A 13,274-nucleotide genomic window follows, 5' to 3' on the forward strand; every position below is an offset into this window, starting at 1 on the left:
ACCATGTTCACCATGTTCACCATGTTCACCATGTTCACCATGTTCACCATGTTCACCATGTTCATCTTGTTCACTGTGGGTTGTGTGTAAACCGCCATGAATTAAATCAATAGCAGCAAGGGGGATATGCAAGGTTTTATCTACAGGCGTGCCGGTGGGGCTTAAAATACCGGTGACAATAAACGGGTTATCTTTATGATGATGAAAGCTCGTGCTTCCCATTCCGTGTGAGATTACTATACTATCACCTAGTGTGTACCCTAAACGGCTGGCTACGTCGCTGCCAAGTACCACCTGGTTTATATGCTCAAACGTATGGCCTTGCTGAAAGCTTAACGTTTGCTTTTTACCAAACCGATAATGAGTAAAATAATCGCGGGTAGTGCCGATGACTGCTTGGCCTTTATGGCTGTCGCCTAAACTAATGGGAATATTCCACTTAACACCGCGCTGGGCCGTTATGTACTGATAACTTTGCCAGCTGATGCCGTTGTTAGCATGGCCTATTCTAAATACAGACGAAAGCAGAAGCTGGATGTCGCCAGTACGGGCACCAACAATTAAGTCAGTGCCAGAAATTGTATTGCTAAAGCTGGTTTTGGCATCAACGCGTATTCGCTCAATACTGAGTAACAGCATGACGCTAATGGCAATGGTAAACAGCGTGAGTAATACACTGGCTTTGCGGTTTAATAAGCTTTTGTATGCCAATTTAGTCAGGATCATAATTGCTCCTGTAAATCTACCAAGCTAATAGTGCGATTAAATAGTGGTTTTAATGTTTCATCATGACTTACAAAAACAAGTGTACTGTTAGCGTGCTTTGCTTGTTCGAACAATAGCTTTATAAAGCTTTCTCGATTTGCATTATCGAGTGCAGAGGTAGGCTCATCAGCAATTATGAGCTCTGGGCTGCCAATAAATGCGCGAGCAGCGGCAACCCGCTGTTGCTGACCAATGCTGAGCGAAGCAACATCTTTACTATGATAAGACTCACTTAAGCCTAATGCTGTTAATAAACGAATTGCCTCTTTTTGTAAGCTTGGTTTAGGCTCTATTGTTTGCTGTAAGGCTTTGTGTTTTCTGCTTTTTGAAAACTCGCAACCCAAGGTGACATTTTCAATTGGGGTCAAATACGGTAATAAATTAAAGTTTTGAAAAATATAGCCAATATTCTCCGCTCTAAATACATCTCTTTGCGTATTGCTAAGTGTATTTAAATCGCCATTTAAAATACGTATGCTACCACTGCTTGGTGTGTTTATACCTGCCAATAGCGAAAGTAGGGTTGATTTACCAGAGCCACTTGGACCATGTAAAAAAACATGCTCACCTTTATTAATACTAAGGCTAGGAATATTAAGCGTTGGATTGGCATCATTTTTATGCCATTTAAAGGTTACGTTCTTTAGGCTTATCATTTTTACCAACCCCAAAAGTTGAATTCTTTTCGCATTTTAAGATTTCGAAATAGGTTAAGAGGCTTAGATTTTAGCTTTTCGTTTTTATGCAAAAATTCATTTGCAGCATTAAGCACTCGTTGGCTAGATTTTCCGTCCGTATAAGGGTGCAGCTCTTGGCAATAGTCTTCAATATATTGCATTAAGTCATTAGGCTTCGTTAATGCACGCTCAATTGCAGGCTCAACTTCATTTGCGTTGGTAACGTTAAGTAAATGGGGCATAGGCTTTTGATTACAAAAGGTAACTACAGGTTTGCGAAGTAACAAAAACATCAGTAACACCGATGAGGTATCACAGAGCATTACATCAGCTGCTTTTAGCAGGGGTAACACATTATCGGTTTCAATAAAGGTTAAATTTTTATTGCTTAGTGCTTTGTACTTATTTACCCACTCGGTTGGCATTTTAGGATGAAACTGCATTAGGATTCGCCATTTACCTTGTTCACTAAAACGCTTTATTTGCTCATATAATTTGGGTGCTAGTGACAACTTACGAGAGAAGGTTGAACAAATAAGTAAAGTAGGGCGTGGGTCGTTACTTTGGTATGGATTGCTTTGTGACTCGTTAAACAAAGGGTCAAGAGTAGGCCAACCTGTTTCTGTTACTTTAAAAAAACCATGTTGTTGTGCAAGCTCTTTAAAGCGCTCAGTAGTATTAGGGCCTTGAGTGCAATATAAATCGTAGCAGCCCCTAATGGTAAAATGGCCTCTGTTCCCTTCAGAGCTTCGCTTTTCAGAATTAAATCCATGAAAAACAGCTACTTTTTTACCAGGGATAAAACTTGGAACAATATTACCAGGAATAAAAACTAAATCTGGATTCCATTTTTGGATAGCGGGAATTGAGTTTAAACGCTGCTCATCCTCTTTTAAAAAATCGGGATTGACCTCACTTCCTGCCAAAAACCACCGAACCTCTCCGCCATGGGCTAATATTTGCGCCTGAAGCGGCCTTAAAATAGCGTATGAATAATTTTGCGAAATATACATTAGGTATTTTTTATTTGCGGTCGCGGTTAGGTAGTTCAAGCGGTACTCCTCTAGTTAGCACGCTAAGTTTACCGCATTATTACAGCCATATAAATATTGCGTGGTTATTTAGTTTTAAGGGTTGATTGAGCTTTAGGGTAGGCTGATTTATTATATAGCGCTTATAACCCCATACCATACTTTGCTCTTTGAGCATCCCTAACCCCGGAGATAGCATGACTAGCTATAAAGTTTTAGACGTAAACGATGACTTACCCATTCGCACTAAAGGTGCCGTACACAGCGGTAAAGTTCGTTCTGTTTACTGGCTAACAGATGAAGACAGCGCACGCCTTATTGAAGAAAAAAACTATAAAGTTCCGCAAGGAACTGAGTTGGCAATTATGGTTATTTCAGACCGTATTTCTGCTTTTGACTGTATTTGGCAAGGCGAAAATGGTTTAAATGGCGTACCAGGAAAAGGTATTGCGCTTAATTCTGTTGCATCTCATTGGTTTAAGTTATTTGATGAAGCGGGCCTTGCGGGTAACCACATTGTTGATATTCCGCATCCCTACGTATGGATTGTACGTAAAGCAAGTACCGTTAAAGTAGAAGCGATTGCGCGTCAATATATCACTGGCAGCATGTGGCGCGATTATAGCAAAGGAGTTCGTAACTTTTGTGGTATCGATTTACCTGAAGGTTTGCAGGCAAACCAAAAGCTAGAAAATGTACTCATAACGCCTTCTACAAAAGGGGTTATCGAAGGCGTGGCTGATATTCCAGCTGTTGATGATGTGAATATTACGCGCGTTAACATCACTGATAATTTAGATGTATTTAATTTTAAATCGGCAGAGGATGTGACTAAATACGAAAAACTGTTGGTTGAAGGCTTTAAGTTAATTAGTGATGAGCTGGCAAAACTTGATCAAATATTTGTAGATACAAAATTTGAGTTTGGTTATGTAGAGGATTTAGACGGTAACCAGCAGCTTATTTATATTGATGAAGTAGGTACTCCGGATTCTTCGCGCATATGGGATGGTGCGGCTTACCGCGATGGTAAAATAGTCGAAAATTCTAAAGAAGGGTTTCGTCAGTTACTAATTTCTAATGTGCCAGAAAGTGACGTATTGTTAAATAAAGACCGTATGGATGAACGTGAGCAGCTCGCTAAAGACTTTATTTTACCTGAATCAGTGATGCTTGAAGTATCTAATACGTATGTGAGTATAGCGAGTAAAATTATTGGCAAAGAGATTGTAATTCCAGAAGATCCTCGCCAAGAAGTTATTAATATTTTAGATAGTGATTACGGCCTCATCGTAAAATAGCACTACTAAAGTATTAAATTAAACGAAGCCCAGTCTTTATTTTTAGTTACTGGGCTATATTTCTTGCAATTAGCGCCGGTCTCTAATTAACTTAATCTAGGATTAATTTTTAGGTGTTGGTATGTTTAGGCAAATGCAGCAAGTTTTTAATAAAAAAGGTTATTTACTCGCCGCGACTTTATTTTTTAGCCAAAGTGTACTGGGTGAAAATGTTGAGCTAGTTGTTCAAGATCAACATGGTCAGCCACTACAAAATGCCGTTATTGAGCTCAACAAGGCAGCAACGCAAAAACAGACTAAATTACCTATTGGGGTTATGGATCAAGTAAATAAAGCGTTTGTGCCTAATTTACTCGTGGTGCAAAAAGGCCAGCAAGTCAACTTTCCTAATAGCGATAATATTCGCCATCATGTTTACTCTTTTTCTCAGGCAAAGCCTTTTCAGCTTAAGCTTTATTCGGGCCAACCCAAAGAGCCTGTGACTTTTGATCAACAAGGTGTCGTTGTACTAGGCTGTAATATTCATGACTCTATGGTGGGTTATATTTACGTGGCAAACAGCGAACACGTATATAAAACCAGTCGTATGGGTAAGCTAAGTCTAGATATAACATCGTTACCAACGACGCTGAGCGTGTGGCATCCGCTGCAAACTGCCCCATTAGAAAATAAGAAAATGATAATGATTAATGATAATAATAAATTACTGATTGAAGTTAATACGTCCGCTCCACCGCCACGTAATACCTTTGGCAGTAAGTTTAAGGGCGGTAATGACTAATAGTTTAAAAAACCGCATTATTGTTTTATGTGTAGGTTTAGTGTTACTCACTACGCTGGTAAGTATTGCCAGTTTTTGGTGGTCTACCAGTAAATTTCAAGAAGAAAAAGTAAATCAAGATATTAGCGTAGCGCAAAATGTATATAAACAGTATTTGAGCGCTAAAGAAAACCTATTGCTTACTGCTGCCAAAGTGCTCACTGCCGACTTTGGTTTTAAGCAAGCGGTTGCCACTCGCGATGCCGGCACCATAAGCAGTGTACTGTTTAATCACAGTCAGCGTATTGATGCAGAGCTTATGCTACTGATTGATTTATCGGGTAAATTAATTTCAGCCAATACTAATGCAGATTTATACCCTCAAAATTTAAAGTCGCTCCTGGATGAGTTATTAACTTCGCCAGAGCAATCGAGCTTTGTAGTGCTTAACAAGCAGCTATATCAAGTTATTTTATTGCCGGTAAGAGCGCCTAGAACGGTTGCATACAGCTTAGTGGGCTTTAAAATTGATGACGAAGTCGCCCTAGAGCTTAAAAACCTAACAGGAATGGATGTTAGCTTTATTGCTGAGAAAGACAACTTTGTAAGGAGTTCTTTGCTTAAGCGACCAGATGTTTTTGTACCGAAAAACTATTTTAATACCGCCTCTACAACGCGTTTATTTGGTGATTATCCTGTATATAAAAACCGAGACATTATGCTGCCGTCTTTGCAAGGGGATACGGTAAGTATTTTGCTAAGCGCTGATTTAACGCAAAGCTATAACGATTTTGAAAATTTATTATTGACGCTAATTATTATGGCCATTTTAACTATGTTAGTAGGGGTTATTACCAGCAGTTTGCTCGCTAACAATTTAACAACGCCATTATCGCAGCTTGCAGTTATTGCAAGGCAGTTTGCACAGGGTAATTACACATTCGAATTTAATGCAGCTAAACAAAGTATTGAAATAGCAACTCTTGCTAACGCTTTTGATAACATGGGTAACGATATTAACGAGCGTGAACAAAAAATTAGTTTTCAGGCACGCCATGATTCACTCACTGGTTTTTATAACCGCTCGGCGATGCTTGAGGTGCTCGATGATGAGCTTAGTCCCTCTACAAAGTACACCTTAGTTGCAATTGATATAAAAGGCTTGCGACATATAAATGATAAACTTGGGCCTCGTGTAGGTGATGAATGCTTAAAGGCGGTAGCTAATCGAATAAGTGCTTTTTCGGATGAGCTGGGTGGCTTTCATGCACGTATTGGCGGCGATGAGTTTTTAACAGTGTTTCCAAGCGCTGCAGCCAGAGAGAGAAAAAGTGGGATAGTGGGCTTAATGGCTCAACTTTTAGCGTGCTATACCATTAAAACGTTAAAAATTAACTTACGCTTTAGCGCAGGCGTTGTAGAGTACCCAACGCAAGGGCTTGCTAGCGACGACTTAATGCGTCGCGTACTTATTGCCGTTGATAGTGCAACAGATAGCCCTGAGAGCATTCATTATTATCAAAATGGGGAAGACGAAGCGCATTTAGATCGCCTTAAAATGTTAGATGAGCTTAAACAAGCCATTAACGATGACGATGGGCAACTATTTATGACCTATCAGCCCAAATTGCATTTACAAACACAAAAAATAAATAAAGTCGAATCACTCATCCGCTGGCAACGCAAAGATGGCAGTTGGGTAAACCCAGAACTATTTATTGATTTAGCTGAGCAGTCAGGACTTATTGTAGAGCTTACGTCGTGGGTTATTGATACTGTGGTTTCTCAGGTGGCTCAGTGGCAAGCCAAAGGTATTGAAATGCAGGCTGCAATCAATGTATCAGCACAAGATATTGCTTCACCAACATTTCACTCTGCGCTTGTGCGCACTCTAAAAAAGTATACTGTTGATCCAACCCTTATTACAGTTGAACTCACAGAACGTGACATGATTGAAAATGAAGAAAAAGGGATAAAGGCGTTACAGAATTTAAAAACGATTGGCGTAAAGATTTCACTGGATGATTATGGCGTAGGACAAACGTCATTGGGGAGATTAAAAATGCTGCCTATTGATGAACTAAAGTTAGATAAGTGTTTTATTTTAACGCTAGATGAGTCGCGCAAAGATCAACACATAGTTCAATCGACTATTACTCTTGGGCATCAGTTAGGGTTTAGTGTCGTTGCAGAGGGTGTTGAGAACAGGGATTCATTAGACTTACTTAAACTGATGCATTGCGACCATGCTCAGGGTTACTACCTGAGCCGGCCTTTAAAAGCAGACTTATTAGAGCAGTGGCTAAAGGAATATTATGAAAAAAGTTAAGTGTTTATTGCTAGGGTTATTGTTTAGTTCGAGCTTTTCTAGTTTAGCAAGCGATGGGAAATTATTAGCAACGCCCGGGGTATCGCAAATAGAGGGTAGCGGCGGTGGTGGTATTGTGCCGTGGGCACAACTTGCGGGGTACGCCAGTGAAGACGAGTTCTCGGTAAATGGTTTTTGTAGCCATGCCGATGTTACAGATTACACGTTAGACGTATGTGGAGCGCAAGTTAATCTATTTAATCGAGTAGAACTTAGCTATGCACAACAGCGCTTTGACGTGCCTGCCCTAGATAACGAAATAGAGCAATCTATCACGGGCGCTAAAATTCGTTTATACGGCGATATAGTGTATAGCAAATGGCCGCAATTGAGCTTAGGGGTTCAGCATAAATCCCTTGATGATGGCGCTGTTGCAACGCTTGTAGGGGCAAAGGATACGAGCGGCACTGATTACTACCTTGCAGCAAGTAAGCTTCATTTAGGTGCTGTTGGTGGGCTTAACTGGTTTTGGAACGTCACAACTCGCTACAGTGAGGCTAATCAACTTGGTTTGCTTGGCTATGGTGGCGCAAATGATGACGCAAAAATTTTATTTGAGGGCAGCACCGCTTTATTTTTAAGCCGAAGTGTTGCTGTAGGTTTAGAATATAGGCAAAAGTCGAATAACCTTAATTTAGGTGAGCAAGACTGGAAAGATTTATTTGTTGCCTGGATGCCAAACAAGCATGTAAGTGTTACTGCCGCATATTTAGATTTAGGCAGCATTGCTGGTGCGAGCGATCAAACAGGGTGGTATTTATCTGTAACAGGGTATTGGTAATGAAAAACGTTGTTATTTTATGCTTGAGTTTAGCTGTGCTGAGTGGATGCGCCAGCTCAACCAACTTATCGCTTTATCAACAGCTTGATGGTCGTGCTGGGCTTGCGCGTATTGTAGATAGTTTTATTTACCAAATAGGTAATGACGATCAGGTATTGCATTATTTTGAGCACAGCAATATTGATCACTTCAGAGAAGGTTTTATCGTGCACATGTGTGCACTTGTTGATGGCCCCTGTGAGTACAAAGGTGATTCTATGGTAGATATTCACACAGGTATGCACATAACTGAAAAAGACTTTAATCATGTTGTGGACTTGCTTGTTAACGCCATGGAAGAACAAAATATTAGTCATAGTATACAAAACGAGATCCTATTCAGAATGGCACCGCTGCGAAGTAAAATAATAAGAATTTAAATAACACCTTCAAATTATTTAGTCTTAGTAGTGAACCTTACTTTTGTTATAGTGTCCACTTAGTACTCTTTTTCAAAAAACAATAATTGGCGCGCACAGCTCGTATGTCTTACCTATTTATATCCCGTAAAAACGTACACGCAAAGTACTATAAAAAAATCATAAAAAAACTGAATATGGATTGCCAATTGCACGTAATGGGGGCGCCTAAGCTTACAGCTTTAAACTATTTAAGTGCAGCATTTAAGGTTGATTTTAGTGATGTGATCAGCACTCAATTAAAGCGTAAATGTGCTCGCAATAACCTTTGGAATAACTCACTATTATCGACTGTATACAAAGCGGCATTGCGCTTTTTTGAGCGTTTACGTTACGCAAAATACTTAGCTTTATTAACTGAAACTAACCCAGAAGCAATAGTAATATGGAATGGTAATAAGCTCCCTAATACAACGGTTGCTATGGCAGCTAAAGCATTAGGGATTAAACAATTTTATTATGAGAATGGCTTACTACCAGGCACAACTAGTCTAGATCCTCAAGGGATTAATTATCACGCGTCGCTAAGTCGCGACCCTGAATTTTATTTAAACTTTAATCGCAACAACACATTAAATTTTGATGCACCGGATCTGATACCTCGAGCAAATCACAAAAAACGCTGCGAATTTTCAGCTGAAAACATACCTGAACGCTACATTTTTGTGCCTTTTCAAGTCCCTCATGATACGCAATTAGCAAGTTTTTCACCATGGATTGATTCTATGGAAATGCTATACAACGAAGTTGTAAAGGCTGTGAAATTATTAAATGATCCTAGCTTAAAGGTTGTTTTTAAAGAGCATCCATCATGGCATAAGCATTACACTCATTTATACAATAAGGACCCTATTGCATTATTTGCAAACGGCAATAAAACCTGTGAACTAATTGAATGTGCAGAAGCGGTTATTACTATCAATTCTACGGTCGGTTTAGAAGCACTATTATTAAATAAACGTGTCATTACAGTAGGGCAGGCCTGTTACAACATTGAAGGATTAGTTAAACACGCGGATACGAGTGAGCAACTGAGTGCACAAATCGCAGATGTCGCTAAAGGGTGGCAATTTAATTCGCAGTTACGCGATAAATTTTTTTGCTACTTAAAACATGTTTACAGTGTGCCGGGTGTGTGGAAGCACACAGAAGACGAGCATATAAAAGCAATTGAATTACGTTTTAAAAATGCGGATAAATTTGCACAATTTAATAACAGTCAGTCTATTTAACAGGGTATTGAATGCTTAAACGTTATAAATTATCTGTATGGACAGTTCTTACAACCATTTTTACAACATGTACCTCGCTTTAAAAAAAACCACTTACTAAACACCATGTAGCCATTTTGCATGGTGTAATCAAGTCCTTCGATTAAATTGTCATTTCCTCTAAATGGCCTAGCAAATTCAATTTGTGATTTTATTGGTTGAGTGTAAATATTGGCTAGGTAAGCATTTATTTTAATTAGCGTACACTGCTGGCATAAACAGCTTGTTGTCGACTCATCAAGCGGTAAAATAGCAGGTAATTGGTTACACCAACAATCACTTATATTGCTTACTCTACAGTTGAGTTCAGTGTTACATTGTGAGCAGTTTAATCTCGTCATTTTAATTCTTATCAGCAATAGAGCAGCAAGAATAACAAATATTATGAATATACAAAAAGCGTTGGCCGAATTTATTACTTTTGGTGAGCAAAGAGAAGCAGCCATCAGTGTGATGACTTCATCAGCTATAGATGAAGGTGCGCCGATTTATACACTTTCAAAATCAGTTTTGATTGACGTGCTAACACGCTGTATAGAGCACGAAATTGAGATAGATGATTTAGAGCTATGGGCTAATGTTATTGATTCTCGCGACGATATAGACTGCGCTGAATTCGAAGGGGTTATTTATGCACTTAGTAATAGCGAACAGATGGGTGAGCTTAATAAATTCAAACTGATTCAGCTACATCAGCTTCTTACGTCCTAAGTATATTTTGGGCGTGAGCTCAACTATATTAAGCTACTTTAAAAAATAAGAAACGCTACATTATAGTAAAGTTAATATTGCCCTGTGCTCAAGGCAGTTATGCTTTGAGCACAGGGCATAGTGAAACAACTGCTTTATATGCTTACAGCTCTTCACTTTCTTTAATTGTAGCAAACGCAGTATTTAAGCGTGTTACTGTTTCTGGGAGCTGATCTTCTAAAATATCTGCTTTATCTGCACCCCATGCTAGTACCACTGTTGAGCCTAGTTTAAAGCGGCCCATTTCTTCACCTTTTTTAAGGGTAATAGCATTGTCACCTTTCGTTGGGTAGTTCCAGCTAAATACATCGCTACCTGCGGGTGGTGTTACTGTGCCTGCCCAAACGGTTTCTATGCTGGCTACAATTGTTGCGCCTACAAGTACCATGGCCAGTGGGCCAATTTCGGTTTCAAAAATAGCGACTACACGCTCGTTACGAGCAAATAAATTGGGTACATTTTGCGCTGTGAGTGGATTTACTGAAAATAAGTCGCCCGGTACATAAATCATTTTACTTAGCGTACCGTCAATAGGCATATGAATACGATGGTAGTCTTTAGGCGCTAAATAAATTGTTGCAAACTTACCGCCTAAAAATGGCGTGGTATCGTCCTCAGAGCCACCTAGTAGCGCTTGTAAGCTGTAGTCGTGACCTTTTGCTTGTATTAGCTGTCCATCTACAATATCGCCTAACTGGCTAATTGCGCCATCTACAGGGTGGGTAATAATGTTGTCACCCTCAGCCATAGGGCGCACGCCGTCTTTTAATGGGCGAGTAAAAAACTCATTAAATGTTTTGTAATGGGCAGGGTCTGAGTATTTTGCTTCACTCATGTCTATTTTATATTGTTTGATAAACAATTTGATTAGCGTTGTAGTTAATGCACCTGCTTTAGCTGCTGCTAACTTACCTACTACGCGTGAAATAAAGTGCTTTGGCATTGCGTACTGCATTGCAATTTTAAATTTGTCTAAACTCACAGATTGTTTCCTAAATTAAACGCGAGGTGCGCGTGCACCAGCACGGCCATCGGCCATTGTTTCTAAAATACGGTGGTAGCTTTCGAACCGCAATTGCGAAATTTCGCCATCGGCTACCGCTTGTTGAATTATACAGCCAGGATCGTTTAAATGTTTACAGTCTCTAAAACGACATCCGCCTATAAATTCTCTAAATTCTTTAAAACACCAAGTAACGCGTTCCACCTCTAAGTGCCACAAACCAAACTCACGTATCCCAGGTGAGTCAATTAGGTTACCACCACTAGGTAGGTGATGTAAGCGCGATACAGTGGTGGTATGTTGCCCAAGCCCACTGTTTTGTGAAACTTCTTGCGTTAATATTTCGGCCTCAGGGAGTACAGTATTAACTAAGGTTGATTTACCTACGCCACTTTGGCCAACAAAAATATTGTTTTTGCCAACCAAAACGTTTTTTAAATCATCAATACCTTCACCAGTTACACTACTGACAAGTAGTACCTGATAACCTAGACCTCGATATATATCGAGTATTTTTTGAATTTCACTCAGTCCTTCGTCGTCGATTAAATCGATTTTATTAAGCACTAAAATAGGCTCTATGCCCATATCTTCACAAGCAATTAAATATCGGTCGATAATGTTGGGCGTGAATTCTGGTAACACAGCTGAGACCATTAATATTTGGTCTATATTGGCCGCAATAACTTTGACGCCATCGTAAAAATCTGGGCGTGTTAGCTGCGAGCGACGCTCCTGAGTTGCTTCAATAACGCCTGCTAAATCACCTTCACTTACTTTAGCACGACGAAACAAAACTTCGTCACCACACACTAAGTTAGTAACGGTGCGGCGAATATTACAGCGTAATACGTCACCTTCTTGTGTTTCTACATCGGCATGTTGACCAAAGCGGCTGATCACCACTGCGTTTTCGGTTGCGCCTAAATTATCTGTTTGCCACTCTTGTGCGCCACCTTTTGCTGATTTTGTATCGGCGTTATTTAGGCGCTTTTGATGATTAGCCTTGATCCTGCGAGATTGGCCTTTACTTAATTTTTTCTGTTTTGCCACTTTTGGCCTATAACCTTGGTTTAAATGTTGGCTTTGCGTTAATACCAGTTGGTAATACTTAACCATTTTGAGTGGCTAAACCTGACGCTAGCTACGTTAAAAATTTCTCATTTAGAACAACTAAATAACAAAATCTTTGCCTTGCTATCGACAAGGTTTTACTACCTCGAAATAGATTACTTAATTAACCAAAACGGTATAAAAAAAGCTTTAGCTCAACGGTTGATGCTAATATGATATATCGAAATGCGTTGGATCTAAAGAAAAGCACTGTTTAAGGTTACTATGACTATTAATGAATCTAATTTAATTTGGCTTGATCTGGAAATGACCGGACTTGAGCCTGCAACAGATAAAATACTCGAAATTGCAACGGTAGTGACTGATGCTGATTTAAATATACTCGCAGAAGGGCCTACTATAGCAATTCATCAAAGTGATGAGCTGTTAGATGGTATGGATGAGTGGTGTACGACACAACATGGTAAGTCGGGTTTAACGGCGCGCTGCAAAGCGAGTACACATGATGAAGCCTATGCCGTAGAACAAACGCTCAATTTTTTAAAGCAGTGGGTGCCGGCAGGAAAATCACCAATGTGTGGCAACTCTATAGGGCAAGACCGCCGATTTATGAATAAGTACATGCGTGAGCTTGAAGACTTTTTTCATTACCGTAATTTAGACGTAAGTACAATTAAAGAGCTTGCCCGACGTTGGAAGCCTGAAGTGTTAGCACAGGTGAATAAAAAAGGGTCTCATCTTGCGCTTGATGATATTAAAGATTCTATTATGGAATTAAAGGTCTATAGAGAAAAATTCTTTAATTTGTAAAAAACACTTGCAAACACATCGGATTATTGTAGAATCCTGCCCCGCTCAAGACGATAACCCATGCGGGGTTAATGTGTTTGAGCAAGTTATAAAGCGGCACTAGCTCAGTTGCCGGAATGTTGGACGCGACCTGTCGCGCACCAACGGAAAAATTACTGACTAACTATAAGGCGGCACTAGCTCAGTTGGTAGAGCGCGACCTTGCCAAGGTCGAGGTCACGAGTT

Annotated in this window: 14 protein-coding genes; 8 read left to right on the plus strand and 6 right to left on the minus strand. The window is 39.8% G+C overall.

The annotated features are described in order from the left end of the window. The 3 genes from AABI99_RS15765 to AABI99_RS15775 form a co-directional block, all read right to left on the minus strand. Positions 1–726 (minus strand): ABC transporter permease (locus tag AABI99_RS15765; protein WP_338367041.1); only part of this gene is annotated, 726 nt, incomplete at its 3' end. Further along, entirely contained in the window at positions 723–1,421 is a 699-nt protein-coding gene (locus tag AABI99_RS15770; RefSeq protein ID WP_338367042.1) for an ABC transporter ATP-binding protein, read from the minus strand. The genes AABI99_RS15765 and AABI99_RS15770, both read right to left, overlap by 4 nt. A gap of 2 nt (positions 1,422–1,423) precedes the next feature. Then, the gene (locus tag AABI99_RS15775; RefSeq protein WP_338367043.1) at positions 1,424–2,494 is read right to left on the minus strand and encodes a CDP-glycerol glycerophosphotransferase family protein; all 1,071 of its coding nucleotides are present in this window, start codon (positions 2,492–2,494) and stop codon (positions 1,424–1,426) included. A 176-nt stretch (positions 2,495–2,670) separates the two neighbouring features. On the opposite strand from AABI99_RS15775, the gene AABI99_RS15780 reads away from it, so the two are divergent. The 6 genes from AABI99_RS15780 (at position 2,671) to AABI99_RS15805 (ending at position 9,373) form a co-directional block, all read left to right on the plus strand. Beyond that, complete coding sequence (locus AABI99_RS15780; protein WP_338367044.1) at positions 2,671–3,774, plus strand: phosphoribosylaminoimidazolesuccinocarboxamide synthase; 1,104 nt, start codon at positions 2,671–2,673, stop codon at positions 3,772–3,774. A gap of 121 nt (positions 3,775–3,895) precedes the next feature. Then, positions 3,896–4,555, plus strand: coding sequence for a methylamine utilization protein (locus tag AABI99_RS15785; protein WP_338367045.1), 660 nt, complete (start codon positions 3,896–3,898; stop codon positions 4,553–4,555). Continuing rightward, positions 4,548–6,863 carry an EAL domain-containing protein gene (locus AABI99_RS15790; RefSeq protein WP_338367046.1) on the plus strand — a complete coding sequence of 772 codons (2,316 nt, stop codon included), beginning with the start codon at positions 4,548–4,550 and terminating at the stop codon, positions 6,861–6,863. Before AABI99_RS15785 ends, AABI99_RS15790 begins: the two co-directional genes overlap by 8 nt. After that, positions 6,850–7,683 carry a DUF3034 family protein gene (locus AABI99_RS15795; protein WP_338367047.1) on the plus strand — a complete coding sequence of 278 codons (834 nt, stop codon included), beginning with the start codon at positions 6,850–6,852 and terminating at the stop codon, positions 7,681–7,683. Before AABI99_RS15790 ends, AABI99_RS15795 begins: the two co-directional genes overlap by 14 nt. Next, positions 7,683–8,102 (plus strand): group 1 truncated hemoglobin, encoded by a 420-nt coding sequence (locus AABI99_RS15800; protein ID WP_338367048.1) that lies wholly within the window; start codon positions 7,683–7,685, stop codon positions 8,100–8,102. Before AABI99_RS15795 ends, AABI99_RS15800 begins: the two co-directional genes overlap by 1 nt. A 176-nt stretch (positions 8,103–8,278) precedes the next feature. Next, complete coding sequence (locus tag AABI99_RS15805) at positions 8,279–9,373, plus strand: capsular biosynthesis protein (RefSeq protein ID WP_338367049.1); 1,095 nt, start codon at positions 8,279–8,281, stop codon at positions 9,371–9,373. A gap of 29 nt (positions 9,374–9,402) precedes the next feature. Here AABI99_RS15805 and AABI99_RS15810 read toward each other — a convergent pair whose 3' ends face one another. Beyond that, complete coding sequence (locus tag AABI99_RS15810) at positions 9,403–9,753, minus strand: DUF5522 domain-containing protein (RefSeq protein ID WP_338367050.1); 351 nt, start codon at positions 9,751–9,753, stop codon at positions 9,403–9,405. A 43-nt stretch (positions 9,754–9,796) separates the two neighbouring features. On the opposite strand from AABI99_RS15810, the gene AABI99_RS15815 reads away from it, so the two are divergent. Further along, on the plus strand, positions 9,797–10,123 hold the full coding sequence (locus tag AABI99_RS15815; RefSeq protein ID WP_338367051.1) for a hypothetical protein: 327 nt from the start codon (positions 9,797–9,799) through the stop codon (positions 10,121–10,123). A 142-nt stretch (positions 10,124–10,265) separates the two neighbouring features. Here the strand turns inward: AABI99_RS15815 and asd are convergent, their stop codons facing one another. Further along, on the minus strand, positions 10,266–11,144 hold the full coding sequence (gene asd / locus AABI99_RS15820) for an archaetidylserine decarboxylase (protein WP_338367052.1): 879 nt from the start codon (positions 11,142–11,144) through the stop codon (positions 10,266–10,268). Positions 11,145–11,159: 15 nt separating this feature from the next. After that, complete coding sequence (rsgA, locus tag AABI99_RS15825; RefSeq protein WP_338367054.1) at positions 11,160–12,218, minus strand: small ribosomal subunit biogenesis GTPase RsgA; 1,059 nt, start codon at positions 12,216–12,218, stop codon at positions 11,160–11,162. Between the two features lie 285 nt (positions 12,219–12,503). On the opposite strand from rsgA, the gene orn reads away from it, so the two are divergent. After that, complete coding sequence (orn, locus tag AABI99_RS15830) at positions 12,504–13,049, plus strand: oligoribonuclease (RefSeq protein ID WP_338367053.1); 546 nt, start codon at positions 12,504–12,506, stop codon at positions 13,047–13,049. Positions 13,050–13,274: the final 225 nt, after the last annotated feature.

Origin of the sequence: uncultured Pseudoalteromonas sp. (assembly GCF_963922945.1) — a bacterium.
In the GTDB taxonomy this organism is placed as follows: domain Bacteria; phylum Pseudomonadota; class Gammaproteobacteria; order Enterobacterales; family Alteromonadaceae; genus Pseudoalteromonas.